General features: G+C 69.9%; 22 protein-coding genes and 5 pseudogenes. 13 read left to right on the top strand and 14 right to left on the bottom strand.

Annotation, left to right across the window (positions count from 1 at the left end; all coding sequences use genetic code 11):
* Positions 1 to 45: 45 nt before the first annotated feature.
* From ACWGKT_RS20020 to ACWGKT_RS20010, 3 genes are all read right to left on the bottom strand, one after another.
* Positions 46 to 2,370: a SpoIIE family protein phosphatase gene (locus ACWGKT_RS20020; protein ID WP_453274725.1), complete on the bottom strand. Its 2,325-nt coding sequence runs from the start codon at positions 2,368 to 2,370 to the stop codon at positions 46 to 48.
* Between the two features lie 173 nt (positions 2,371 to 2,543).
* Positions 2,544 to 6,311 (bottom strand): HAMP domain-containing protein, encoded by a 3,768-nt coding sequence (locus ACWGKT_RS20015; RefSeq protein WP_453274724.1) that lies wholly within the window; start codon positions 6,309 to 6,311, stop codon positions 2,544 to 2,546.
* 475 nt (positions 6,312 to 6,786) lie between these two features.
* Entirely contained in the window at positions 6,787 to 7,323 is a 537-nt protein-coding gene (locus ACWGKT_RS20010; protein WP_453274723.1) for a helix-turn-helix domain-containing protein, read from the bottom strand.
* On the opposite strand from ACWGKT_RS20010, the gene ACWGKT_RS20005 reads away from it, so the two are divergent.
* From ACWGKT_RS20005 to ACWGKT_RS19965, 9 genes and pseudogenes are all read left to right on the top strand, one after another.
* Positions 7,297 to 8,454, top strand: a complete 1,158-nt coding sequence (locus ACWGKT_RS20005; RefSeq protein ID WP_453274722.1) for a serpin family protein — start codon at positions 7,297 to 7,299, stop codon at positions 8,452 to 8,454. The two genes, ACWGKT_RS20010 and ACWGKT_RS20005, sit on opposite strands and share 27 nt — an antisense overlap.
* Entirely contained in the window at positions 8,454 to 9,101 is a 648-nt protein-coding gene (locus tag ACWGKT_RS20000) for a hypothetical protein (RefSeq protein ID WP_453274721.1), read from the top strand. Before ACWGKT_RS20005 ends, ACWGKT_RS20000 begins: the two co-directional genes overlap by 1 nt.
* Before the next feature lie 200 nt (positions 9,102 to 9,301).
* A complete protein-coding gene (locus ACWGKT_RS19995; RefSeq protein WP_453274720.1) occupies positions 9,302 to 9,595 on the top strand; it encodes a hypothetical protein in 294 nt (97 codons plus the stop codon).
* 63 nt (positions 9,596 to 9,658) lie between these two features.
* A pseudogene (locus tag ACWGKT_RS19990) lies at positions 9,659 to 9,881 on the top strand (hypothetical protein); the annotation flags it as partial.
* A 133-nt stretch (positions 9,882 to 10,014) separates the two neighbouring features.
* Positions 10,015 to 11,442, top strand: a complete 1,428-nt coding sequence (locus tag ACWGKT_RS19985; protein ID WP_453274719.1) for a glycoside hydrolase family 16 protein — start codon at positions 10,015 to 10,017, stop codon at positions 11,440 to 11,442.
* Positions 11,443 to 11,457: 15 nt separating this feature from the next.
* Complete coding sequence (locus ACWGKT_RS19980) at positions 11,458 to 12,984, top strand: glycoside hydrolase family 64 protein (RefSeq protein WP_453274718.1); 1,527 nt, start codon at positions 11,458 to 11,460, stop codon at positions 12,982 to 12,984.
* Between the two features lie 200 nt (positions 12,985 to 13,184).
* Positions 13,185 to 13,382, top strand: a pseudogene (locus ACWGKT_RS19975) (1,3-beta-glucanase); the annotation flags it as partial.
* Positions 13,383 to 13,426: 44 nt separating this feature from the next.
* Positions 13,427 to 13,690, top strand: coding sequence for a hypothetical protein (locus ACWGKT_RS19970; protein ID WP_453274717.1), 264 nt, complete (start codon positions 13,427 to 13,429; stop codon positions 13,688 to 13,690).
* A gap of 223 nt (positions 13,691 to 13,913) precedes the next feature.
* Positions 13,914 to 15,366 (top strand): annotated as a pseudogene (locus ACWGKT_RS19965) (IS4 family transposase).
* Positions 15,367 to 15,707: 341 nt separating this feature from the next.
* Here ACWGKT_RS19965 and ACWGKT_RS19960 read toward each other — a convergent pair.
* Both ACWGKT_RS19960 and ACWGKT_RS19955 read right to left on the bottom strand, forming a co-directional pair.
* Entirely contained in the window at positions 15,708 to 15,917 is a 210-nt protein-coding gene (locus ACWGKT_RS19960; RefSeq protein ID WP_453274716.1) for a hypothetical protein, read from the bottom strand.
* Complete coding sequence (locus ACWGKT_RS19955) at positions 15,914 to 16,132, bottom strand: LexA family protein (RefSeq protein ID WP_453274715.1); 219 nt, start codon at positions 16,130 to 16,132, stop codon at positions 15,914 to 15,916. Before ACWGKT_RS19955 ends, ACWGKT_RS19960 begins: the two co-directional genes overlap by 4 nt.
* 64 nt (positions 16,133 to 16,196) lie before the next feature.
* Between ACWGKT_RS19955 and ACWGKT_RS19950 the strand changes: the two genes are divergently transcribed.
* Complete coding sequence (locus tag ACWGKT_RS19950; RefSeq protein ID WP_453274714.1) at positions 16,197 to 16,385, top strand: hypothetical protein; 189 nt, start codon at positions 16,197 to 16,199, stop codon at positions 16,383 to 16,385.
* 188 nt (positions 16,386 to 16,573) lie between these two features.
* Here ACWGKT_RS19950 and ACWGKT_RS19945 read toward each other — a convergent pair whose 3' ends face one another.
* From ACWGKT_RS19945 to ACWGKT_RS19935, 3 genes are all read right to left on the bottom strand, one after another.
* Entirely contained in the window at positions 16,574 to 16,945 is a 372-nt protein-coding gene (locus ACWGKT_RS19945) for a toxin Doc (protein ID WP_453274713.1), read from the bottom strand.
* A 3-nt stretch (positions 16,946 to 16,948) separates the two neighbouring features.
* Complete coding sequence (locus ACWGKT_RS19940; protein ID WP_453274712.1) at positions 16,949 to 17,200, bottom strand: YlcI/YnfO family protein; 252 nt, start codon at positions 17,198 to 17,200, stop codon at positions 16,949 to 16,951.
* A gap of 499 nt (positions 17,201 to 17,699) precedes the next feature.
* Positions 17,700 to 18,260, bottom strand: coding sequence for a nucleoside-triphosphatase (locus ACWGKT_RS19935; RefSeq protein ID WP_453274711.1), 561 nt, complete (start codon positions 18,258 to 18,260; stop codon positions 17,700 to 17,702).
* A gap of 110 nt (positions 18,261 to 18,370) precedes the next feature.
* Between ACWGKT_RS19935 and ACWGKT_RS19930 the strand changes: the two genes are divergently transcribed.
* Positions 18,371 to 18,823, top strand: coding sequence for a YbhB/YbcL family Raf kinase inhibitor-like protein (locus tag ACWGKT_RS19930; protein ID WP_453274710.1), 453 nt, complete (start codon positions 18,371 to 18,373; stop codon positions 18,821 to 18,823).
* 184 nt (positions 18,824 to 19,007) lie between these two features.
* Here the strand turns inward: ACWGKT_RS19930 and ACWGKT_RS19925 are convergent.
* From ACWGKT_RS19925 to ACWGKT_RS19905, 5 genes and pseudogenes are all read right to left on the bottom strand, one after another.
* Positions 19,008 to 19,259: pseudogene (locus ACWGKT_RS19925) on the bottom strand (protein-L-isoaspartate(D-aspartate) O-methyltransferase); the annotation flags it as partial.
* Between the two features lie 362 nt (positions 19,260 to 19,621).
* On the bottom strand, positions 19,622 to 20,719 hold the full coding sequence (locus tag ACWGKT_RS19920) for a baeRF2 domain-containing protein (RefSeq protein ID WP_453274709.1): 1,098 nt from the start codon (positions 20,717 to 20,719) through the stop codon (positions 19,622 to 19,624).
* Between the two features lie 93 nt (positions 20,720 to 20,812).
* Positions 20,813 to 21,013, bottom strand: a complete 201-nt coding sequence (locus ACWGKT_RS19915; RefSeq protein ID WP_453274708.1) for a hypothetical protein — start codon at positions 21,011 to 21,013, stop codon at positions 20,813 to 20,815.
* Positions 21,014 to 21,287: 274 nt separating this feature from the next.
* A complete protein-coding gene (locus ACWGKT_RS19910; protein WP_453274707.1) occupies positions 21,288 to 21,782 on the bottom strand; it encodes a CBS domain-containing protein in 495 nt (164 codons plus the stop codon).
* A gap of 17 nt (positions 21,783 to 21,799) precedes the next feature.
* A complete protein-coding gene (locus ACWGKT_RS19905; RefSeq protein ID WP_453274706.1) occupies positions 21,800 to 22,087 on the bottom strand; it encodes an SHOCT domain-containing protein in 288 nt (95 codons plus the stop codon).
* Positions 22,088 to 22,491: 404 nt separating this feature from the next.
* On the opposite strand from ACWGKT_RS19905, the gene ACWGKT_RS19900 reads away from it, so the two are divergent.
* Together ACWGKT_RS19900 and ACWGKT_RS19895 are read left to right on the top strand one after the other, a co-directional pair.
* The gene (locus ACWGKT_RS19900) at positions 22,492 to 24,822 is read left to right on the top strand and encodes a heavy metal translocating P-type ATPase (RefSeq protein ID WP_453274705.1); all 2,331 of its coding nucleotides are present in this window, start codon (positions 22,492 to 22,494) and stop codon (positions 24,820 to 24,822) included.
* A 161-nt stretch (positions 24,823 to 24,983) separates the two neighbouring features.
* Positions 24,984 to 25,466: a GNAT family N-acetyltransferase gene (locus ACWGKT_RS19895; RefSeq protein ID WP_453274704.1), complete on the top strand. Its 483-nt coding sequence runs from the start codon at positions 24,984 to 24,986 to the stop codon at positions 25,464 to 25,466.
* Here the strand turns inward: ACWGKT_RS19895 and ACWGKT_RS19890 are convergent.
* Positions 25,409 to 25,570, bottom strand: a pseudogene (locus tag ACWGKT_RS19890) (type II toxin-antitoxin system VapB family antitoxin); the annotation flags it as partial. The gene ACWGKT_RS19895 and the pseudogene ACWGKT_RS19890 overlap by 58 nt on opposite strands.
* Positions 25,571 to 25,646 lie beyond the last annotated feature (76 nt).

Raw genomic sequence — 25,646 nt, 5'->3', positions numbered from 1 at the left:
CACCGAGCGCTCGGCGCGGATGTCGTTCCACTGGCAGCACAGCGATCAGGTCGGTTGAACGGCGATCAGGCAGGTGTCGTCATCGGTGTCGGCGATGTCACAGGACAGCAGAAGGTCCAGATAGTCCTCAAGGTTGTCCACCGGGCGGCTGGCGGCGTCCAGGAGCTGTTCGAGGGCTTCGTCCATGCTGCTGTCGCGGCGCTCGATCAGGCCGTCGGTGTACATCAGCAAGATGTCCTGCTGCTGCAGCTCGTGCCCGGTCTCCTCGTACGCGGCGGCGTCGACAGCGCCCAGCAGCACGCCGTCCGGCGGCTTGAGCGCGTGGGCCTTCCCCCGGCTGACGAGGATCGGAGGTACGTGTCCCGCATTGGCCCAGCGCAGGGTGCGGACGGCGGGATCGAACAGGCCGCAGACGACGGTCGCAGTGACCTGCTCGGTGAGGCAGCAGGCGACGCCGTTCAGCCAGGAGAGCAGCCGGGCCGGTCCCGCACCGGTGATGGCCAGGCCGCGCAGGGCGTTGCGCAGGACGACCATGCCCGTCGCGGCAGCAATGCCGTGGCCCGCGATGTCGCCAACCGTGAGCAGCACCCGGCCATCGGGGAGCACGACGGCGTCGTACCAGTCTCCGCCGACCCGCTGGTCCTCCTCTGCCGGGCGGTAGCGGACGGCGAGCCGCAGCCTCGCCCCGTACACCGGATGTTCGGTCGGGGGCATGATCGCCCGCTGCAACTGCCGAGTCAGTCGATGACGCTCCGCGGCCTGCTGCTCGGCACCGGCCAACCGGTCCCGGGTGGCGGCCAGCGCGACCTCGGTCCATCGGTGCGGAGAGATGTCCTGGTAGGCGCCGCGTACTGCGACCAAGAGCCCGGAGGCGTCGCAGACGGGTTCGGCGACCACCCGCAGGTGGCGGACCACGTCACCGGCGCGCCGAAGCCGGAAGGTGATGGCGCTCTCCTCCCGCTGGTGCAGCACGGTGCGCAGGAAGCGCCCCACGGCGCCGGTGTCGTCGGGGTGCGCATGTTCGGAGAGCCGGTGCAGCGGAACCGGGGCCGCGCCGGGTGGCAGCCCGTACAGCGTGGACAGCTGCTCGGTCCAGGTGATCTCACCGGTGGCCAGGTTCTCCTCAAAGGCGCCGATCTGACTGAGCCGCTGGGCGTGCTTCAGCAGGTCGGCCAGCCGGGCGTCGCCCTCCGGGAGCCGCCAGCTGAGGAGCACCACATCGCCGAAGCGGGCCAGCCCCACGGCGGCAACGACGGCCGGGGGCACCGGACTGCCCGGGAACCTGAGCACCGCGCTCTGGCTGCGATACGTGGCCCCGGTGCGGTGCACCTGCTTGATCCGGTCGAACAGCCCACCCTCCGCGGCAAACAGCGGATACGCCTCCAGCAGCGGGAGCCCTGTCACCTCGCCACGGGGACGACCGGCCGGATCGGTGAACCGCTCGTTGGTGTGCTCGATCATGAAGTCGGTGATCCGGCCGGCGTGGTCCCGCAACGGCCGCAGCAGAGCGGCGGAGTCCAGCAGGCCGTCGAGCAAACCGACGAGCCAGGCGGCGGCTTCTCCGGGCGGCCTGCCCAATGCCACGCCCTGGTCGGACAGTGACAGGACGCACAGCTGGGCCAGGGCATCCAGCTGCCGCTGGAGGGCGAGCCCGGGGTGGGCGCCGGGCCAGTGGACCTCTAGGACGGCCACCCGCTGATCGCCGCCTTGAGCGGGCACGACGGCTCGTGAGCCGCTGCTGCCGCCGCCGATGGTGGGCGTCAGAACGTCGCCGGGCTCGCTGATCCACACTGTCCGGTCCTCGCTGATGGCCTGCTGGGCCGGCGTGCCGAGTCCGGGCGGGACATAGCGCCAGCGGGTGGCCTCAGCAGGGCCGAACCCTGCCTCTCCCGCGAGCGTGAGAGAGCCGTCAGGCGCGGCCGACCACACGGCGGCGGCGGTGGCGCCCAATGGCCGCAGCGACCGGTCGAGGAGGGCCCGGGCGAGCGCCTGGGCGTCGTCACCGGCCAGGATGGCGGCGGCCTCCGCCATACGCAGCCGCAGGGCGGTCCCTCCGTCCTGCGGACCCGCGGCTCCCTCTTCCGTCCGGCCGCTACGGGATATGGCCTGCGTAGAGCGGGCTTCCGCGACCGCGCAGGCGGTGGCGTCCGCGGCTGCCTGGTTGACGATGTCGGCGGCCAGCTCGCGCAGAGCCATCCGGGCGTCGGAGGCGAGCCTCTGCAGCTGCCGCGCGGCTTCGGCTGGAGCGCAGTTCAGCCGTTCCACCAGGATGCCCTGGGCGAGTGCCACCAGAACCCGGGCCTCGCGGTCCTCGCGCCCAGCGCGAATCTCGGTACTCAGCCGGTCGACGGTCGCCGCCAGCTCAGCCACTGCGGCCTCACCGTGCTGTGAAGGACACACTCCGGGTTCGTTAGGGGGACGCTGCCCCATGGGCTCGCGCTGCTGCTCCACCATGGGGTGCTCCTCGGCGGTGCTCCTCGGCGGTGCTCCTCGGCCCGGGGATCCGGCGGAAGACTGCTCGCCTGGTACCCATTCCAAGCACATCACAGGTCGAGCCAGCGGCGCATGCAGTCGACCAACTGTTGTGCGTCGAAGGGCTTGGGTACGTAGTCGTCGGCCCCGGCGGCCAGGCACTTCTCCTGGTCACCGGACATGGCCTTGGCGGTGACCGCGATGATCGGCACCCGGCGGCGCCCGGGCACCGCCCGAATCGCCGCGGTGGCCGCGTAACCGTCCATCTCCGGCATCATCACGTCCATCAGGACCAGGTCGATGTCCTCATCGGCCAGTGCCTCCAAGCCTTCACGGCCGTTCTCGGCATGCAGGACCCGCATACCGTGCAGTTCGAGGATGCCGGTGAGGGCAAAGACGCTCCGGGCATCGTCGTCGACGATCAGTACGGTGCGGTCGACCAGGGGATCGGACTCCTGAGGTGCGGGCTGCGGCCTGGTCACCGGGGCGCGGCCCAGTGACAGGGCGTCGCCGGGGCGCTCGGCGCTCAGGTGCGCCACGACGCGTTCGCGCAGCTCGTCCAGGCTGGTGAGCACTTCGAGCGGCTGGGCGCCGGCGCGTTCCCTGAGCCGATGCTCCTCCTCGGCCGAGGGGGCCGGGTGGCTACCGTAGACAAGGACGGGAACGTGGCGCAGGGCCGGGTCGGCGTCGAGGAGCTCCAGCAGTTCACCTGCTCTTTCCTTCGACGGGCCATGGTCCACTACTACGCAGTGGTGTGCCCGGTCGGCCAGTGCGGCCGCCGCCTGACCGGGATCCGTGGCGGTGTCCACCAGAACGGGCGCGTTGAGTCCGGGCAGCTCGGCGACGGCGCTCTCGGTCAGCCGGGACAGCAGTCCTCGCGGCGCGGCCTCGACGACCAGCACGCGGAACAGCGCGGTGGGCGCGCCGTGGGTGTCCGGGGCGAGGCCGGCTTCGCCGGGGCGTTCCAGGCCGCCGGCCACGGTGCCCCGGTCCTCGCAGAGCTCGGCACCGGGCACTGCCGCCGGTGAGGATGCGGCGGCTGCGGGTGGGGCCCCGGTGTGCTGGACGGCGGGGTGCACAGTCGGCAGGTACAGGGTGAAGCAGCTGCCCTCGCCCTGGGTGCTCCTGGCGCTGATGGTGCCGCCGAGCAGGTAGGCGATCTCGCGGCAGATGGACAGGCCCAGGCCGGTTCCTCCGTATCTGCGGCTGGTGGTGCCATCGGCCTGCTGGAAGGCACCGAAGATGCTCTCCAGTTGCTGGTCCGAGATGCCGATGCCGGTGTCGCTGACCCGGAAGGCCAGGGCGGCGCTGCCGCGGCGGACGAAGTCGGGCAGGTCGGTGGAGGCTGTGTCGACGGGTTCGACCCGCAGCTCGACGTGGCCTGCCTCGGTGAACTTCACCGCGTTGGAGAGCAGGTTGCGCAAGACCTGGCGCAGCCGGGACTCGTCGGTGACCAGTTCGGACTGGACTCCGGGTGCCGTGAGGAGCCGGAACTCCAGCCCTTTCTGGGCGGTCAGGGGACGGAAGGCAGCCTCCAGGTAGTCCAGCAGCTGACGCAGCCCGAAGCGCTCGGGGCTGATGCCCATCTTCCCCGCCTCGACCTTGGACAGGTCGAGGATGTCGTTGATCAGTTGGAGCAGGTCGGAGCCGGCGGAGTGGATGACTTCCGCGTACTCCACCTGCTTCGGGGTGAGGTTGCGGGTGGGGTTCTGGGCCAGCAGCTGGGCGAGGATGAGCAGGCTGTTGAGTGGCGTCCGCAGCTCGTGGCTCATGTTGGCCAGGAACTCCGACTTGTATTTGGAGGCACGGGCGAGCTCCCGTGCCCGGGCCTCGAGCTCCTGCCGCGCCTGCTCGATCTCCAGGTTCTTCGTCTCGATGTCGCGGTTCTGGCTGGCCAGCAGCGCGGCCTTCTCCTCCAGCTCGGCGTTGGAGTGCTGCAGCTCCTCCTGACGGACCTGGAGTTCCTCCGAACGGGCCTGGAGCTCGCCCGCGAGGCGTTGGGACTCGCCCAGGAGCTCGTCGGTGCGGGCGTTGGCGAGGATGGTGCTGAGATTGGCGCCCACGGTCTCCATCAGCTGGTCCAGGAAGTCCCGGTGCACCGGGGTGAAGCGGCCGGTGGAGGCCAGTTCGATGACGCCGAGAACCTGCTCCTCCACCGTGAGGGGCAGCACGATCAGGCTACTGGGGGCCGCACTGCCAAGACCGGAGGAGACAGTGACGTAATCGGCTGGTACGTCGTCCACGGCGATGGTGCGTCGGCTGCGGGCGGCCTGACCCACCAGTGACTCGCCGAGCCGGAACCGTGTGGGGCGGTGGGAGCCCTCGGGACGTCCGTAGGAGTCGATGAGGCACAGCTGCACGCCTTCGTCGGTGTCCTCGACGAGGAAGAAGGCGCCGTACTGGGCCGAGACCAGCGGCACCAGCTCGTCCATGATCAGCCTGGCCACGTCGGCGAGATCGCGACGGCCCTGGATCAGGCCGGAGATCCGGGCCAGGTTGGTCTTGAGCCAGTCCTGCTCCTGGTTGGCCTGGATGGTCTGGCGCAGCGACTTCACCATGGCATTGATGTTGTCCTTGAGCTCGGCAACCTCTCCGGAGGCGTCCACGGTGATGGAGCGGGTGAGATCGCCTTCTGCCACCGCACTGGTGACCTCGGCGATTGCGCGGACCTGCAGGGTGAGGTTGTCGGCCAGCTCGTTCACGTTCTCGGTGAGCCGCTTCCAGGTGCCCGAGACGCCCTCCACTTCAGCCTGCCCGCCGAGGCGACCCTCGCTGCCGACCTCGCGGGCCACCCGTGTCACCTCCGCGGCGAAGGAGGACAGCTGATCCACCATGGTGTTGATGGTGGTCTTGAGTTCCAGGATCTCCCCGCGGGCGTCCACGTCGATCTTGCGGGTGAGGTCGCCCTGGGCGACGGCGGTGGTGACCTGGGCGATATTGCGGACCTGGCCGGTCAGGTTGTTCGCCATGGAGTTGACGCTGTCCGTGAGGTCCTTCCAGGTACCCGCCACATGCGGCACCCGGGCCTGGCCGCCGAGAATGCCCTCGGTGCCCACCTCACAGGCCACTCTGGTGACCTCGTCGGCGAATGCCGACAGGGTGTCGACCATGGTGTTGATGACCCCGGCAAGGGCGGCGACCTCCCCCTTGGCCTCGACGCCGATCCGCTGGGAGAGGTCGCCCCGGGCCACGGCGGTGGCCACCTGAGCGATGTTCCGCACCTGGCCGGTGAGATTGGACGCCATGACATTGACGTTGTCGGTGAGGTCCTTCCAGGTGCCGGAGACCCCGCGGACGGTGGCCTGGCCGCCGAGGTTGCCCTCGGTGCCCACCTCGCGGGCCACCCGGGTCACCTCGTCGGCAAATGCCGAAAGCTGGTCGACCATCGTGTTGATGGTCTCCTTGAGCTCGAGGATCTCCCCGCGAGCGTCCACGGTGATCTTCTGGGAGAGGTCGCCGCAGGCCACGGCGGTGGCCACCTGCGCGATGTTGCGCACCTGAGTGGTGAGGTTGCCGCCCATCGCGTTCACCGATTCGGTGAGGTCCTTCCACGACCCCGACACGTCCGGCACCCGGGCCTCCCCGCCGAGGCGGCCCTCGCTGCCGACCTCGCGGGCCACCCGGGTCACCTCGGAGGTGAACCGTGACAACTGGTCCAGCATGCCGTTGAAAACGGTGGCGATCTCGCCAAGCAGCCCGTCGCCGTCTTCGGGGATCCGGGTGTGGAAATCGCCGTCCCGGACCGCAGTGAGACCGGCGAGCAAGCGGCGCAACCCGGTCTCGTCCATGTGGCAGGCCGCGGGTCCATGCCGCGTGGCCGCTCCGGAAGCCTCAGCCATCTCCGCTCCCGCCGTACTGATCCACCAAGGGCGACCGGCCGACAGTCCGGCTGGGGGTTGCGGCCCTCGGCCCGCCCGAGGGGCACGCCCGATCGCCCCGTTGCCTCCAGTGTGCCGCCGCCGAGGCATGGCGGACACCGCACGTCCGAAGTGCCACCGTGGCGGTCCCCTTGGGCCGCCCTCCCCCATGTCAGGCCACCTCCCGCGCAGGCCATCGACGCAGCTGACTCGACGACGCTCTCCGCCCCTCTCCTGCCTTCCAGCCTGCCGGGCTTTCCCGCATGATCGGCAGTTCGTGGAAGATCGACGATCGGATAGCCGCACTCATCTCCGAGGCCTGCTACGACGGCCGGAGCCGCGCTCCACCGCGTTGGACCCACGACGCCGCCCACCCTCTCCATCGGACTGGAGTACGCCACGTACGACACGGCCACAGCCGGCCAGGGCCCCTCGTCGGCAGGCCCCCTCCGAATTGTCAATCGAACGGGAGCCCCCACGCGGGTCGCCCGACGCCTTGCTCCTTCTCCAGGCCGGGGAGAGCTGTCTCGCTTGGGAGGACTGTCCGATGGACTGCTGCCAGGTGTACACCAGGCCCGTCGGCCAGTGTCCGGGTGCTCGTGTCCGCGCACCCGAGATCGGCGGCGATGCCTGCGACGGTCCTGTCGCTCGTCTCCAAGAGGTGACAAGCACGGCGGACCCGAGCGGACTGCAAGTACACAAGCGGGGTCTGACCGGCCTCCTGACCGAAGCGATGGAGCATGGTGCGCGTGCTCACCTGAAACGCCTCGGCGAGGGCCGACAGGTCGTAGCGAGCTGCGAGATTCTGGTCGAGCCACCGCTTGACACCGCGTGAGAACGGCAGCTGACAGTGGATGCGTTCACGATGCCACCGGAGGCGGTGTAGGTGCCGATTCGCTGAGCGTTGTCCGACCGGACTGGTACGTTTGCACGAATCGGTGAGCAGGCTGGAGCCCAGGGGGAACGTGTGACAAAAACCGGGCTGCCGCAGCACGTTCCGGCAATCCGCGAGCTGGCCGAGCGCTGGCAGGCTCAGGTTGCCAGTGACCCGGTGGTGGGGGCCGGGGACGGGGATTTCGTGTGCTCACCGGCAGGGTTGTGGCTCGCCCTGTCAGCTGCTGCGGCGGGCGCCCGTGCGGGGACGGCCAAGGAGCTGCGGTCGTTGCTGGGGATGGCCGGGCCGGACGCCGGCGCGACGGCCACCTCCGTGACAAGTGAGCTGGCGGGGACAGGCGGCCTGACGGTTGCCACCGGGATGTGGGCTCGGACTCCCCTGTACCGGGACTACCGCGAATCGCTGCCTCACATCAGCTTCGGGCACTTGGACCCGAACAGCCTGGATGCCCTGGCGGCTGTGGACGCCTGGGTACGCAGGGCGGCGCGCGGGCTGATCGGCACGCTGCCGCTCGCGGTGAACCAGGAAGTACTGCTCGTCCTGGTCAACGCGCTTTCCCTGAAGGCGGACTGGGTGTCCCCCTTCCGGCCGCAGGACACAACGGACCTGCCCTTCACCGACGGGCGCGGGATTGAGCACCAAGTGCCGACCATGTTCCAGACCCTGCCCCGGCCGACCCACGCGTGGACAGCTCCCGGAACGTCCGGGAGCCCGGTGGATGTGGTGGCGCTGCGCTGTCAGGCGAGGCAGGGCCAGGAGCCCGTTCAGGTGCGCTTCGTTCTCGGTGAGCCCGGCCTGCCCGCTGCCGACGTATTGCCCGCCGCTTGGGCGCCGCACGGGCTACGGCAGCCGGTGGAGGCGGACGCGGTCACCCTCGCACTCCCACGGCTGCGCCTGCGTACGGGACTTGATGTGACGCGACACCTTGCGGAGCTCGGGGTGAGGCAGGCCGTCTCGGAACTCGCGGACTTCTCCGGCATGTCGCCCGAATCCCTGATGATCAGCCAGATAGTACAGGAGTCCTCGCTGAAGGTGAACGAGCGGGGGTTGGAAGCCGCAGCGGTAACGGGCTACAGCCACGTGCGCAGTGTCTCCGACCGTCCTCCCGTGATCCGACACATCGCCTTTGACCGACCGTTCGGCGTCGTGGTCTTCGACGGCGGCGGGATACCCCTGTTCACCGCATGGCAATCGACCGCGCCCAGGGGCGCCGATCGGGGAGGCGCGTGATGCTGGTACTGGAACTGCTGGGCCTGCTCGGCATGCCGGTGGTCTCCTATTTCGCTGTGACGCAGCAGTGGCGGGGGCGGGTCCTGTTGCCCGTGCTGTTCGTCCTCCTGGGTGTCCTGCTCTACGCCGGCGGCGACATGCACGGCTGGCGACTGGTGTGGTACGTGGCCGACTGGCTCCTGGTCCTGTCGATTCTGCAGGCTGCCCACAGCCCCGCGCTCGCCCCGTATTACGAGGCCAAGCTCTGGGACCGGATACCACGCGTCGAAGCCGACCCGAACGGGATCGGGCAGGACCTGCTCGGGTGGCTGCGCGATCCCCGCCTGAGCCATCCGGGGATGACCCTGAAGCTCGATCTGAGCGGTGACCTGCTGGTCGCGGTGAAACTGAACGGCCGATGGGGTCGGCGCCGCTACGCAGCGCTGGAGGCATGCCCGCACTGCGCGCTGGAATCGTTGGTCAGCGGACTGGTCTCAGAGGAGCCGGTCAAGCTGTTCGAGGAGTACCGCACCGGGATCTCCAAGGGCGAAGGCTGTGCCATGGACATCTACTACAGCCGCTCCCCGAGCGGCGTCCACATGCAAGTCCTCGATGCCAACCGCCCGCCGCCGCCCGCTGGAACAGGATGCACGGTCCACGCACGGTGAGACCGATCCGCGACACACCAGGCTTCCGCAACATTGAGAGAGGGCGTTCGAAATCTCAACCTACCGGCAGGGGAACCCCGTTGGTTCCCTGTCCGGCTGCACTCAGTAGTTGGCGTACAGAAAATGCCGATGAGAACGATCAAGACCTTCCGGCGCCCCCGTGCATCGCGATCACCCTGCCCCCCGGCCCCCAGCCTTCCTTGACCATCACCAAGAGCCATACCGGGAACTTCATTCCGGACCGGCCCGCCGCCTACACCATCACCGTCGGCAACAACGCGACTGCCCCGACTGACGGCACCACAGTCACGCTGCACGACACCCTCCCGACCTCGGCAATCGTGATCGCCGGCAACGCGTCCAAGAGGGCCGCCACCTTGTCGCGGAGCTCGCCGCTGGGTACCGCGTTGGAGCTCCCCTTCGGCCTGCCGGCCGCGCCCTCCTTGCCAGGGCGCGTGTCCCGGAAGGCGTCGATGACGCCCCGCGGCCAGTGATCCACCCCGCAGACCACAACGACGTGCGGCGCGATACGGGGGTCCGTCTTGTAGCCGTCCCAAGTCCTGGGCGTCACCTGGGCGTCCACCGCGGTTTTCGGGCACCGGAACACCAGCCACGCCTGTATCGGGCTGCACGACGCCAAGAGCGCGGACGACAGCTCCGTCGCGGGCTACGGGCGAGAGGACCGTGGAGCCGTCCAACGGCCTGAACGGCTGGAACCTGTCCTGGACGGACTGGAAGGCGGGCAGCGCGGTCCAGCCCGTCCACGCCTTCACCCAGTGAACTCCCCCGCGCCAGAAGGACTTTCCCTGTTTTAACACTTGACGGTCGGAGGGTGCGAGAGCACAGTGACTGCACCTTGAGAGCGCTCTCAAAGGCACCCGCGAACACCCCTCCGTACCCGAGAGGCCTCCCCATGAGCGCAACCTCCGGCATACCCAGACGACGCCCGCTCAGGCGGGCGCTCGTCGCCGTGCTCGGCACACTCGGCCTGGCGGCCGCCGTCGCCACGGCCGCCACCCTCCCGGCGAACGCGTCCGCCCCCACCCCTCCGTCCGGCTGGTCCCAGGTCTTCCTCGACGACTTCAACGGGCCCGCCGGATCGGGCATCAACACTGCCGACTGGCGGTACACGACGGGCACGAGCTACCCCGGCGGGCCCGCCGGCTTCGGTACCGGGGAGGTCGAGACGATGACCTCCAGCACCAGCAACGTCTCGCTCGACGGCGCCGGAAACCTCAGGATCACCCCACGGCGCGACGCCGCGGGCAACTGGACGTCCGGCCGTGTCGAGACGAACCGCTCCGACTTCCAGCCGCCCGCCGGCGGCAAGCTGCGGGTCGAGGCCCGCCTCCAGATGCCGAACGTGACCGGCGCCGCCGCCAAGGGCTACTGGCCCGCCTTCTGGATGCTGGGCGCCCCCTACCGCGGCAACTGGTGGAACTGGCCCGGCGTCGGCGAGCTGGACATCATGGAGAACGTCCAGGGCATCAACAACGAGTGGGCCACGATGCACTGCGGCACCAGCCCGGGCGGCCCCTGCAACGAGAAGTCCGGCATCGGCGGCCAGAAGGCCTGCGCGGGCACGACCTGCCAGGGCGGCTTCCACACCTACGCCGTCGAGTGGGACAGGTCGACCAGCCCCGAGGAGATGCGCTTCTACCTCGACGGCGTCAACTTCCACACGGTCAGGCAGAATCAGGTCGACGCGACGACCTGGGCCAACGCCACGAACCACGGCTATTTCATCATTCTGAACGTCGCGATGGGCGGTGAGTTCCCGGCGGCCTTCGGCGGCGGTCCCGACGGCGGCACGGACCCTGGTCACCCGCTGGTGGTCGACTACGTCCAGGTGCTCCGGTCGACCGGCGGTGGCGGCACCACCCCGCCGCCCACCACCCCGCCGCCCACCACCCCGCCGCCGTCCGGCAACCGTGACGCGTACAGCGCGATCCAGGCCGAGTCGTACGACGGCCAGGCAGGCGTCGGCACCGAGACCACCACCGACACGGGCGGCGGCCAGAACATCAGCACGCTCGCGAACGGCGACTACGCGCTGTACAAGGGCGTCGACTTCGGTTCCACGGCGGCCAGGCAGTTCTACGGCCGGGTCGCGAGCGGCGCGGCGGGCGGTGTCAGCGGACTGGTCGAGGTGCGCCTCGACAGCCGTACGAGCGCGCCGATCGGCAGCTTCGCGGTGGCGGACACCGGCGGCTGGCAGGCCTGGCGGACGGTACCCGCGAACATCAGCTCCGTCATCGGGACGCACGACGTCTACCTGACCTTCACCAGTGGCCAGCCGGCCGACTTCGTGAACGTCAACTGGTTCGACTTCGGCCACTGACGAGGGAGCCGACCGATGACCACACACTCCCCGGCCAGGTCCGGAGCGCCCGGCCACGGGGCCGGGCGGCTGGTGACGGCCGTCCTGACCGCCCTCCTCACGGTGCTGGCGCTCGGCCTGGCCGAGGCGGCGCCCGCGAGGGCCGCCGCCGACTACACCCAAGGGGTCACCCCGACCGGCACCGGCTCGGTCCGGATCTGGTTCAGGCCGGCCACGCCCGCGTCCCTGGTCGATGTGCACTACCTGTCACCGGCCGCCGGCCAGCAGAACTTCCGGATGACGAACAACGCGGACACCTGGCAGCAGAGCGTCAGCGGCCTGCCCGGCGGCTTCACCCTGGAGTACTGGTTCACATACGAGAAGAGCGGCCCGCTCCACGACACCCCGCACTTCAGCTACACCGTCGGCAGCGGAGGCGGAGGTGGCGGCGGAGGCGGCACCGGCAGCTTCCCGATCTCGTTCCAGAACAACACCCGTGGCACGTATGCGGATTCGCAGATCTACGTCACCGTGCTCGGCCAGGTGACGCCCGGTCAGTGGTCGTACATGAAGTCCGACGGGACCATGACGCACATCGACCACCTGGACGCCACCGCGCCCGGACACCTGACCAAGAACGGCGTGAACTACCCCAACATGTCGTTCACACTGGCCCAGGCGGGCGGCTCGGTGCCGTCTCCCACATCCATCCGCGGCGGACGGATCTACGTCTCCCTGGGCTCCCCGCTGTACATCCCGGTCTCCCCGGACGACCAGGGCTGGGGCGGCCCCGACCTGCGCAATCCGAACGACCCCAACACCGACGTCTACTACGACTGGTACGAGTACACGTATGTCTTCGGACAGGTGTCCTTCGGCGGCAACACCACTCAGGTCGACCAGTTCGGCTTCCCGATGACCTCGCGGCTGACGCAGACCTCCAGCGGCTACGACACCACGCGGGGCATCACGCTGACCCGTGCCCAGGTCATGTCGCAGTACGCCGCGTCGGTGGGCGCCGCCTTCAAACCGCTGCAGAACACGTACCGCATCGTCGCCCCGCGCTCCTCCGGCCTCTTCCTCGCGGGAGGTTCCCAGGCGAACTACCTCCAGGCGTACATCGATCAGACCTGGTCCTACTACGCCGCCCACCCCTTCAGGCTCACCCGGCTCGGCGAGACCTTCTCGGGACAGGTCTCCGGGAACACCCTCACGTTCACCAAGAACGGCGCCGGTCCCTACACCCTCGCGAAGCCGTCCTCCCCGGACGTCGTGGCCTGCGCGGGCGCGCTGGCCACGGGCAGCGATCCGGAGAAGCAGCTCGGCGCCGAGTTGTGCGCCGCGTTCAACCGGGGCGTGGCCCTCGACACCTCGGCCTGGTACACCCCGTCCGCCTACTACACCGGAGGCATCAAGAACGACTACGCCGCGTTCCTGCACACCGTCGGTCTCGACAAGCGTGCCTACGCCTTCCCCTACGACGACATCAACGACCAGTCGTCGGTGCAGATCCTGGGCAACGCGAATCCGCCGACCGGGCTGACACTCGGCATCGGCTGGTGAGCCACAGGCACTGAAGAGGGGGCGGGCCTCGATGCCCGCCCCCTCGGCACGCGGCGGCTTCGCCGGATGAACTCCGTCGGGAAACAAGGACTTTCCTTGTTTCAACTCTTGACGACCGGAGGAGCAGAGAGCGCATTGGGAGCGCTCTCAGACGCCCTCGAAGACACCCGCGCATCCCCCCGTACCCGAGAGGCACCCCCATGAGCGAAACCTCCGGTATACCCCGACGACGACGGGCCCTCGTCGCCGTCCTCGCCACGTTCGGTCTGGCCGCCGTACTGGCGACGGCCGCCACCCTGCCCGCCGGCGCCACGGCTCCCACGCCCCCGTCGGGCTGGACCCAGGTCCTCCTCGACGACTTCAACGGCTCCGCAGGCTCCGGGGTCGACACCGCCAACTAAAGCGGTGGGCCTACGAGCAGTTGGAAACCTCAGGCGTTCCCGTGCAGTGGCACATCGAAGACCAGCGCATCCACCTGCGCCACGGCCGCTACCGCACGCGTGTCCGGCTCACCGGATCCGACTTCGAGGCCGTCCGCGCGGAGTGGCAGAACGGCCCGCCTCACACCTGCCGTCGTCTTCTCGACGAAGACCGTTTCCGCCGGATCCTCAACACCCGCGGCAATGTGGTCGACCTCCACAAGATCAAAGCCGGTCCCAGCCTGTTGGAGCGGCTCCGCCGCGAACTCGCCAAGGACGCCACCTGAGGTTCCCCCGAGATGCGGAGGAAGCTGACAGCGGGTCAGATGGGACTCATGAGAGGAACATCGACCATGGCTGCCCCCAGAAAGTACTCCAAGACCACGGAGTTATGGCCGGTCCGCGGCTGTCAACAGGGCCGAGGAAGTCAGGGGAAGTGCCGGTCACGGCAACGGGGCTCCTGGTAGAGCGAGGAAGCCGACCAAGGTCTTCCTGCTTGAAGGAGCCCCGTTGCCCGTTCAGTGTCCCACCGTCACCCTCACGTCGTCCGTCACTGTCGCCGACGGCGTCTTCGCTCCGGGGCATCTGGGCGAACGGACCCGGCAGTTGCCTTTTGAATTGGTCGATGACGTGCTGAAACGTACCGGCGGCACTCAGCGGAGGCTGCGGCTGCTGCCGTCGAGGGTGGGTGTGTACTTCATCCTGGCACTGGCTCTCTTTCCGCAGCTGGGGTACGTGCGTGTGTGGGACGAGCTGGCCGCCGGGCTGCGCGGGCTCCTTCCACAGCATCCGTCGGAGAAGGCACTGCGAGAGGTACGCCGACGGCTGGGTGTCGCGCCGCTGCGATTGCTGTTCGAGACGCTGGCCGGCCCCGTGGCGCAGCCGGTCACACCCGGGGTGCGCTACCGGTGCTGGCGCACGGTCGCCTTCGACGGATGCAGCTCCACCAAGGCCCCTGACCGGCCGCGAGTCTGTGCTTGGCTGGGTAAACACAAACACCGTTGCGGCACAGACGGATATCCGATGCTGAAGGTCATGGTGCTGTGCGAGACCGGGACACGGGCGCTGCTCGGCGCGGTCTTCGGGCCGACGCCCGAGAAGGAGACCGGGTACGCAGAGCAACTGCTCCCGCTGCTGGACGACACAATGCTGCTGCTCAACGACCGGGGCTTCGACTCCGACGGCTTCCTCGCGAAGGCCGCGGCCACCGGGGCACAGCTGCTGGTACGCCTCAAGGGAACCCGGACACCCGCCCGCTGGGCACTATTGCCGGACGGGTCGTTCCTGACCAGGATCAACGGGACCCGGCTGAGGATCATCGACGCGCACATCACGGTGACGACCGCCAAGGGGCTGCGGCTGGAAGACCACTACCGGCTGGCCACCACGCTGACCGACCACCGTCGCTACCCCGCCGCCGAGCTGGTGGAGCTCTACCACGAACGATGGGAGATCGAGTCGGCCTTCTACTCGCTCCGCCACACCCTGCAACGCGGCCTGGTACTGCGCTCCCAGGACGCGACCGGGGTCCAGCAGGAGCTCTGGGCCCACCTGACCGTCTACCAGACACTGCGCCAGGCGATGGCCGAGGCCGTCGAGACGCTTCCCGGCACGGACCCGGACCGCGCCTGCCCGACCAGGCACAAGTCCTGGGCGCCTCCAGGATCACCAGCATCAATGTCGCCGTGCACCCGGCCGCCGGGCCCGGCCCCGACGGACGCCGTGACGGCACGCTGCAACTCCTGCGCACCGATCCCCTCCGCACCTGGCGCGCATGCGAAATCGCCCGCGGCATCGGACTGGACGACGTCCAAGGACTACGCGCGGAACCGGGACGCTGGGTCCGCGAAGGAATCCTCCGCCGCACAGGGCGGGGCCTCTACGCCCTCGAACCCGAGTGGACTACCCCCGACCCCCACCAGCCCTTGCCCCGGCCCTGTTGACAGCCGCGGACCGGCCATAACTCCGTGGTCTTGGGGTACTTCCTCGGCGCAGGCATCCTCTGGTCTCCTCTCACGAGACCTATCTGACCCTCTGTCACCCTCCCCGCATCTCGGGGGAACCTCAGTGCAGTCACGCCCGGAGGATCGTGCTCGGGCGGGATGGTGGCCCCAGGTTCACGCCCGGGGCCAGGTGCCGCATCCGGGCTCGACCCAGTCCCACCCCACCGCCTACCGGGTACGGAACCGGGAGAACCAGCTCCCAGCTTTTCCGCCCGGCCTGCGCCTCCTCTTTTTGACGGCGCAGGTGCTCCTACTCCTGGTCTCGCCCTCCCCGCACGCCCCGCCCCGGCAGCACCGTCCTTCAGTGGCCGACAGGCTGGTCGGGCCACGTGGCCAGTACGTCGCCGGTGCCCTCGTCGGTGACGATGACACGGGAGCCGCGCACGCTGCCGTACTCACCGACCCAGTTGCGGAACTTCCTGCGGGCGGTGTCCTCGCAGCCCCACCAGCCGTGCTGCACCGGTCGGCCACCCGTGTCGAGCAGCAGGTGATAGCGGCCGGGGCTGGTCATGCGAGGTGGATCCCTCTCCACCGCCCCGGCTCGCGGACGATCGCTGCCTTGGCCTCCAGCTCGCCCAGCTGGTAGTGCACGGAGGCCCTGCTGCGCATGCCGACAGCCGCCCGGATCTGCTCCACCGTCGGCGCCTCACCGGAATCGGCGATGTGCTCACGGATGAAGCGCAGGATGCGCTCCTGGGTGTCGGTGAGGTGGTCCACGCGATGCATACGTCGATTAGAGTATGTGTTCGATTTCTTGGGCTAGTGGAAAACACGGCAAGGGGCGAAGATCATGAGTGGTGGGCAGCCGCTCTCGCGTCTCGACGCGCTGCGCTTCGCCCGCCGGGTCGTCGAGCAGCAGGCCGCCCGGCAGCCGGCCGTCATCGACGGCCGGATCGCCGACGAGGAGCGGCCGTCGTCGAGACCGGGGCGAGCGGCCGCAGGGAGGACACCGACCGCCTCTGCAATCCAGGCCGGCTGATCCAGTACGGCCTGGACAATGGCGTACCGGGCGCGCTGCGACTTAGCGCGTACTACCTGCAGCCGCACCGAGCAGCAACGGGCCCGCTACCCGTGCAGCACCCCGCTGCACAGCTCTCTGCAGCCGAGCAGCACCAGCAGCAACGCCCCCGACAACGGATGTCCAGGGCGTTGCCGCACGAGGTGAGTTCAGATGCGCCAGGAGCGGATGCGGTCAGCTGCGTCGTACCCGTCGGTGCGTCCGGCGTCGATGTCGCGGGCGAGGTCGATCAGCGCGCCGTACGGCGGGTCGACGGTCTCGCCCGCGGCGTTCATGTACGCCGTGACGATCGCGGCGCCGTACAGCGCGTTGCGGGCCGGGAGGGGGCGCAGCCGGATGATGGCGTGCATCAGGGCTGCCGCGCGCCAGGCACTGTCGACGGTGACGCCGACCTGGGGGGTGTTGACGCGGTGGCGGGCGACGGCCGCCACCAGGTTGGAGAAGTCGTGGACCGAGGGCTGCTTGGGCAGCACTTCCGCCTGGCGCTCCAGCAGCCAGCGGATGTCGATGTGGAGCTCCATGGGTCAGGCAGCAGCCCGTCCAGACGCGTCCAAGCGGGCGGGAGCGTCGTCGGGGAATGCCTCGTCGAACGCAGCCGCGTTGTCGGCAATGAACGTACGGAAGACCTCTGCGGCGCCGTCCAGGCGGGGATCGCGGACCGCGTTGCGCGCGGCCTCGGTGATGAGTGCGGTGACCGTGGTGCCCTCAGCTTCGGCACGCTCCTGCAGTTGGGCGTGAAGTTCTTCGGGGACCCGGATCGTCACTGACTTCGACATGTTCCGACCGTACAGCATGGTGTACAGCACTGGAGTGGGGGCGACGAAGTTGAAGACGGGCAATGTGTATCTGATCCGTGTTGAGGCTGCAGACGTCCAGAAACACGCGGAACATGGCATTCGCCTGCCAGCGTCCACTACGGAGCGCTACGGTCTGTTGCACGGTGAGGGGCGCCGTTGCCGCCGACCAGATGACGATGCCTGTGCCGTTAGGCAGCATCCGGAGAGTTTGCTCGCCACGACTCTCCGCGCACCGGATCCCATACCTGAGGCAGGGCATCGCCGCCGTCCTTGAGACGCCCCCTATGCCTCCGGGGGTGACGGGCGGCACAGCAGGGCGGCCGGGGAGGGGCGGGCGCCGAACCGGGTGGTGCAGGCGATGACGGCCGCGTTCTCGGTGGGCAGGCACTGAGCCTTGGTAGTGGGCGCCGCCGGTCGCACCGACCGGACGACTTCACGTCCTGTCGACACTGCTTTCAGCAGGTCGGAGGCCGGTCTCTCATCCGTGAGAGGGAGGCCTTGCGTGCGTCCGGGGCTGCTGCAGCCGGGCCGCGAGCTTCCCCGGCAGGACGTCCCGGTTTGCCGGGGTGAGCTGGACGACCTCGACGTCGGCGCGCTGCTTGAGGGCGTCGGTGATCGGATCGCGGTGCGTGTGGACGGTGGCGACGACGTCGACCTCCGCGACGAACAGCGCGTCGACCGCGTGCCGGAACGCCGTGCACGCCAGTTCCATCCGCCCCAGCTCGTCGATGAGCACCAGCCGCCCTGTTGCCTCCTCGGTTGCTGCCGGCCGAAGCGACGGCAGCGCCAGTCGTTCCATCACGCCCGGGTCGACACCGTATTTCCCTACCCGTGGCGGACCGGGCAGGTCGATATGGGCGAGCACTTCCCGTCGGCCTGCCAGGGTCTCCAGGGCGAAACCGACGCGGGCGCCGGATTGCCGGATCTCCTCCGTGGTGAAGCCGGTGGCCGCGTGGGTGGGCAGCAGCGCGGCCAGCCGACGCAGGGCGGTCGTCTTGCCCGCGCCAGGGCGGCCCTCGAGCAGGATCCTTGTCGGCACACTGCCATCTTCGCCCCTGCTTGCGGATGGGGCCCGGGTGAGCTCGGCCGAACGGGGGTTTTGGGATACGGACCGGTGCCGGTGCCGCCGTTGCGGGTATGGCGGCGCGCATGAGCGGAATTGAACTCAGCAGCACCGCGTTCGACGACAAGACGCTGATCCCCCGTCGGTACAGCGGGGAAGGTGAGAACATCTCACCGCCCCTGACCTGGTCGGGGGTGCCCCACGAGGCCACGGAGCTGGTGCTCCTGTGCGAGGACCCGGACGCGCCGGGGACGACCTTCCTGCACTGGCTGGTGACCGGCATCGATCCGGGGACCACCGGGGCGGCGGAGGGCCAGAAGCCCCAGGGGGGCCTGCCGTGGCCCAACGGCTTCGGCCGCGTGGGCTGGGGAGGGCCGATGCCTCCACCGGGGCACGGGCCGCACCGCTACTTCTTCCGCCTGTACGCCCTGGCCGAGCCGCTGCCGCTGCACGACCACCCGGGCGCCGAGGACGTGCACCGTGCTCTGAAGGGTAGGGAGCTGGCCTCCGGCACCCTGGTCGGGACCTATCAGCGCTGAGCGCGTCACCGCTGGTCGTAGCCATGGGCGCCGTACAGCCGGACGAACCGGGCCGCGGTGACCGTCCTGCGGTGCACCAGTTGTGGGCCCGCCGCTCGTCAGCTCGACGCGCGCCTGCCCGCCCTACGGCGTCGTACGGGGCGCGGGTCGGCATCCCGAGGGTCCCGTCGCCGAGTACGACCTCGGCATTGCCGACGCCCTGCCCGGCCAGCCACAAGCGGGCCTCGTCGACCAGGTCGGGCCAGCGCTCGACGCCGGCGACGTACGCGGCCAGGCGGGCCAGCAGCGCGGTCTGCCAGCCGTATCCGGTCCCGACCTCCAGGACGTGTTCGTCTCGGTGAGGCCGAGAGCGGAGACCATCATGGCGATCAGCGAGGGCTGGGTGGGCACCTGCCCGTGGGGAAGCGGAACGGGCGTGTCCCGGTACGGATGCCACCTCGTCCGCGGGAACGAATTCCGCCCGGGGGATGCTCCGTACGGCCTCCAGGAGACGGCGTCGGCCACGCCCACGGCGTGGGCCGCGCGGACCAGGTACTCGGGGGTCCCTTCATGGGCCGTCGGACCACGGGGCCGTGGCGGTGGCGCCAGCGCCCCGGTCATGGTGCGTTCCAGTCTGACCACGATCCCCTTCGACGTCGGCGTGTTGCTGATCTCGGCCGTACTGTCCATGGGCCCCATCCGCCGCTCAAACGCCGCGCTGCCGCTCCCGCCCGGTGTCGGCATGTCCGCGCGCGGCGCGGTCCGGGGCGGTCGGGCGCAAGGGGCGACCCGTGATCCGGGAGGCGCAGCGCGTCGGCGTCAGGGCGGGGTCCCCGGGTAGGTGTACCGCAGCAGGGCGCCCACGCCCTCGGCCAGCCTCAGCTCGCTCTCCGGTACGACGACCAGCTCGGCACCGGTGCCGACGAGGGCCCGGACGAGGGCCTCGTCGGCGCGTTCCTCGCGCGGGGCCCGCACGCCGAAGGACATCAGCTCCGCCTCGGTCAGGGCGAGCTGAGTGGGCTGGGGGCCCGCCCAGAGCCGCAGCGAAGACTCTGGCGGCCGGTTCAGCAACAGTGCCGCGACCTGGCTGCGCTGGAGGGCGGCGACGGTGGCGGCCAGCCCCTCCGTGATGGGGCCGTCCAGGGCACGCCGGCCGATGAAGATGTCCACGAGTTCCCGATCGTGCGCGGCCATGCAGCCGCGGAAGACGCCGTCGAGCTGCGGCTCCAACAGCGCGCGTCCGGTGTCGGTGGGGGTCCGGCCGCCCACGCGTACGACCTTGTCCCGCAGGGTGTGCGGCAGGCGGCGGATCAGTACGTTGCACGCCCACTCGTCCCCGCCCACGACGACGGCGTCGGCATGGGCGCTCCGCGCCCGTTCGTCCAGCCGGTGACCGAGCCGGAGGCAGGTGCGGTGCCAGGTCGCCACCGCCACCCTGCGGTGCAGCCGCTCACCCGGGGTGACGGTGGACGCTGGCCAGGTGCCGGTCTCCGCCTCCAGAGTTACCCAGCCGTGGGTCTCGGCGGTCGGAAGGCCGCCGTAGTGGACGACTACGGCCATGTAGGGGATCTCCGGAACGTGCTGGGTGACCAGGGGCATCGCGTCCGGCAGGGTGCTGTAGCGCGCGGAGTCGTGCTCGGGCGGCCTGGGCAGCTCCCCGTCCAGGACGAGCGTGCCGTGGGCGGCGAAGATGGCCTGACCGTGCACCCCCGGCACCTCTGTGTCGGCGCCGACCACCTCCTCCAGTACGTTCAGCAGCGCCCGGTCCGAACCCTGACGGGACAGACTCTCGCGCAGCCGCAGCCAGCGCAACGCGATCGCCCGCTCGGGATGCTCGACGTTCCGGGAGGTGTCCAGGTACACGGAGGCGAACGGGCCCGGCTCCGCGTAGAGGGGTTCAAGGAACGACAACCTCATCGCCACTCCTCGTCGATGGTCTCCCTCCTTTGATGATGCGCGCCCCGGGGGGCGATGGGCTCGACGAGCGCAAAGCGGTGAGGCGCGGGACGGTCAGGCGCCGGCCGGCAGCAGCCGGCCCATCGTGAGCATGGTGGGAACGGAGTTGTCCCTCACATAGGCGTCGAAGACCAACTGCGCGTCCTGGACACCCACGGGGAGCGTGTCGAAGAGCCAGGGAACCCAGCCGGTCAGGGCCTTCGACCGAAGTTGGCTGAGGTCCACGCCGGTCTTCTCGGCAAGCGACACGAGCATCGCCGTCGGCGGATAGGTCGAGATCGACCGGCAGGGCACCGTCCCATGTGGTGTGGACGGTCAGGTCTCCGGTGACAACCCCGCCTCGTCGGTACGTGCTCCGTCCCGGCCGGTGAAGACCCCGGGGATTGTCCAGGACGCCCGGACCATGACGTCAGGACGCGCTCGCGGCAGCGGAACACCGACTCACGCGGCCTCGCCTCCTCGTTACATACTCCTCTTCATCGAGCCATCCACCCCTCGCACGGGGCCGAGCGGCCCTGGGCGCGGTCCACTACGGAATGACGATGCCGCGTTCCCGCTCTGCGCGGCGAGGCGGCAGCCCGGGCAGCGTGGCCCGTGCGGGGTGCTGGCTGGCAGACTTGGTGCGCCTGCGCAGGCCTGCGACTGCGACCACGTAGTCCCGGGCCGTGAGCAGGCCCACCAGTCGTCCGTGCGGATCGGTGACCGGCAGGGCGTCGAGTTGCTCCTCCGTCATCACGGTTGCCGCGCGCAGAACCGAGTCCTCGGGGTGAACCTGGACGGTCCGGCGGGCGTGGACGAGGTCGTGCACGGTGCGAGGGGACAGCGTCGTGGCGGCGGCCGCGCAGGCGACTGCGAGTTCGGCGCGGTCCAGTACACCGGCGCAGCAGCCGTCCTGGCGAACCACCGGTAGGTGACGTTGCCCGGACCGCTCGACTACTTCCCAGGCCATCAGCAGGGTCTCGTCGACGCTGATCGAGTACGGCGCCTCGTCCATCAGCGCCCCCACGGAAAGTCTCTCGTCCACGGCTGCCTCCTCTCCCATCAGTGCCAACCGGGCCGAGAAACATCACCGGTGGCGCCCCCCAGCACGGTCAGGCGGCGGTGGTACTCGTCCTCGTCTATCTCGCCTCGGGCGAAGCGTTCGGCAAGGACCTGCTCTGGGGACGGACCAGCAGGCCGGGCACTCGCAGAGTTGCTGCTCTCCCCCGGCCTCGCCAGGGCGCGGTAGAGGAGGGCGCCCAAGATGATGATCAGGGCCCAGAAGAGGATCATGCCGGCGGACATGGCGAACCAACCCCACCCGCCGACATCGTGGTCGTACCGGAACATCACGATGACTCCTCTCCTCAGGGCGCCGAGCCAGGGCCCGGTGCCTACGGCTTTCGAAGTTGTCTGTTTCCACGGTCGCCCGGGCCGGAGAGCACGTCATGAGCCAGTGGGGCCAACACCAGAGGCCAATACGCCCTTATCGCCCACAGAGGGAAGAATGGGATCTATTGCTCTGAGAGAGCACATGAGACGCACCGATGGATCCGGCCAGCCGAGCGAGGCTTGTTACGGAGGGCGATCACCGTTCGGACATCCGATCATCGCCTCCGCGAGCGGAGCCACGAACAGTGTCTGTACGGCCCTGGCAGCAGAGCCGTTCGTCCCCTGCCGCGGGCCCGGCCCGCCGGGATGTGATGAACGAAGACCGGACCGGATGCAACGATGCCGGATGCTCCGAGGTGGCCATGAACCGCTCCGCCTTCACCACACGGCTGCACCCTCTGACCAGGGCGGTCGCCTCGCCACGGCTGGAACCTGCCCTCCTGGCCGTCACAGCGGCGGCGTTGACCACAGGGGGTGCCGCCTGGCTCGCCGGTGACGACGGGCTCGCCGATCTGCTGTGGGGTCTGGGCACCCTGTCCGCGGTCCCACCGGCGGTGGGCCGTGTGGTCACCGCACTCCGCCACGGCCACACGGGCGTCGACCTGATCGCGGTTCTCGCTCTCGGTGGCAGCCTTGCCGTCCGTGAATACCTGGCCGGTGTGCTCATCGCGCTGATGCTGGCCACCGGTCGATCACTGGAGGCGGCAGCCCAGCGGCGAGCCTCGCACGATCTGCGTGCGCTGCTGGAGCACGCACCCCGCTCGGCGCGCCGCCGGACAGCGGCTGGAGTCACCACGGTTCCGCTGGCCGACGTCGCCGTCGGTGACCTGCTCGTCGTGGGTCCGGGCGAGGTCGTCCCGGTCGACGGGCGGGTGGAAGGCGCCCCGGCCAACCTCGACGAGTCCGTACTCAGCGGGGAGTCCCTGACCGTCGAACGGGCGGCGGGCGACACCGTCCGCAGCGGGGTGGTCAACGCCGGCGGCGCCTTCGAACTGCGGGCCACGGCGACCGAGCAGGACAGCACGTACGCCGGAATCGTGCGACTGGCGAGGCAGACCGGGGCCGAGTCCGCACCCGTGGTACGGCTGGCCGACCGCTATGCGGCCTGGTTCGTTCCGCTCACCCTGGCGGTTGCCGGACTGGCCTGGCTGCTCAGTGGCTCAGCGGTACGCGCGGTCGCGGTTCTCGTGGTCGCCACCCCTTGTCCGCTGCTGCTGGCCGCGCCGGTGGCCATCGTCTCCGGGATCTCCCGCGCCTCACGCCTGGGGGTCGTCATGCGCGACGGTGGCGCCCTGGAGAGCCTGGGCCGCGCCCGCACCCTGCTACTCGACAAGACCGGCACCCTCACTTGCGGCCGCCCGCGGGTCCTCGACGTGGTCGCCGCACCGGGGTGGCAGCCGGCAGAGGTGCTGAGGCTTGCCGCGTCACTGGACCAGTACTCGCCCCATGTCCTGGCCGAGGCGATCGTCGACACCGCGCGCAAACGGAACCTGGTCCTGTCGGTCCCGTCCGATGTCACCGAGGAGCCCGGCCGGGGTGCCTCGGGCACCGTGGACGGGCACCGGCTGTCCGTCGGCCGCTTCGACGCGTCCGGCGCCCGGCCGCCCTGGGCGAGGGCGGTGGACAACCGGGTGCTTCTCGACGGCGCGGCCGTGGCCTGGCTGACCGTCGACGGATGTCCAGAAGGCGCCGTGCTCCTCCGGGATCCCCTGCGCCACGACGCCCCGCGCACGCTGCGCCACCTGCGGGCCGCGGGCATCGACCGGCTGCTGATGCTGACCGGCGACCGCACGGAGCCGGCCCGTGAGGTGGGCGCCGTCCTCGGTCTCGACGACGTCCGCGCCGGGCTCGACCCATCCGGCAAGGTCGCCGTCGTACGGACCGAACGCGAACACGCGGTCACCGTCATGGTCGGCGACGGCGTGAACGACGCCCCCGCGCTGGCCGCCGCGGACATCGGTGTGGCGATGGGTGCGCGCGGTTCCACCGCCTCCTCGGAAGCCGCCGACATCGTGCTGACCACCGATCGCATGGACCGGCTCGCCGACGCCGTCTTCATCGCCGTGCGGGCCCGGCGGATCGCCGTCCAGAGTGCCCTGGGCGGGATGGCGATGTCCCTGGCCGCGATGGCCGCGGCTGCCTTCGGCCTGTTGCCGCCCGCCCTGGGCGCCCTGCTCCAGGAGGTCATCGACGTGGCGGTCATCCTCAATGCCCTGCGTGCGCTGCGTGTGGATCAGGCCGCGCGGCCGGCGCTGACCCCCGCTGCCGAGGCACTCATCCACCGCTTCGCGTCGGAGCACGACGACCTCCAGGACGTGCTCGAAGCCGTGCGCGGTGCGGCCGATCACCTCACCGATAGTCCCGGCCCTCAGGCTCTGGCGGCCGTCGAGCAGGCGCACCGGCTGCTTACCGAACGGCTGCTGCCCCACGAGTATGCCGAGGAGCACGAGCTCTACCCCGCCCTCGCCCCCGCTCTCGGCGGCCCGGAGGCCACGGCCACCATGAGCCGTGCCCACACCGAGATCGAACGCCTCTCCCGCCGCATTGCCACCCACCTGCGGCTCGCCCGCGCCGAGGAGGGCCTCTCCCCCGACCAGCTGGACGACCTGCGCTCCTGCCTGTACGGACTGCACTCCGTCCTCCGCCTGCACTTCACGCAGGAGGAGGAGAGCTACTTCTCGTTGGCCCCGTGAGATCCTGCGCGTCCTTCTGCCCGCGCATTCCAACCAGGGGGCGCTCAGCCCTCCCGGTGCCCGGTCAGCCATTGTGCAGCTGGAACCCGCCGCCGGACGCTGAAGTCGGGATCGTCCGGAGGGAGAGCTCGTGATGACCGGCATCCAGGAAGTCCCGGTGCATGCCCTGCTGGCCGACGGAAGCACCGTTCGTATACCGCCGGCGGGTCCGGAGGATCGTGAGAGTGCAGCGGCTGTACGAGGAAATGTCACCGCAGAACCGGCGGTTGCGGTTCTTCCCCGCGAACCCCGCCTCCGCCCGGTTGGCCGCCGAGCGGGTGGCCAGAGGCGAACGCCCCGGATACCGCGCGCCGGCCGCCGAGTGCGACGGGCAGCTCGTGGGTCTGGCCGAGTACGAGGCCCTGCCGGACGGCTGCGCGGCAGACATCTCGGTGGCCGTGGCCGACGGCCGGCACCACCGTGGTGTGGCCACCCTCCTGCTCACGGCGGGCGTCACCGCGTTCCTGGATACCGCCGCCCTCTTGTACGCGCAGCCGTTGCCCCACGGTAGGAGGGTCGCCATCGTCAGCAACGCGGGCGGGGCGGGCGTACTGGCCTCCGACGCGTGCGTGGACACCGGGCTTGTCGTCCCACGGGCGACGTAGTCCCGCACGACCGCCTCGACCGCGTCCTGGGGCGAGCCGATCCCAGCCAGGACCATCACTTCCGCCACGAGTTCGGCGTCGAGACTGATATTGACCTTGGCCACAGTGCCCCCTCATCGCGCTTCCCATCGCACTCCAGTGGCCCAAGGTTCCCGACAGGCCCTGTCGGACAGGTGAACT

This window comes from Streptomyces sp. NPDC054794, assembly GCF_053611585.1.
The sequence above is the reverse complement of the archived record's forward strand: the minus strand, read 5'-3'. Positions and strand labels throughout refer to the sequence as shown.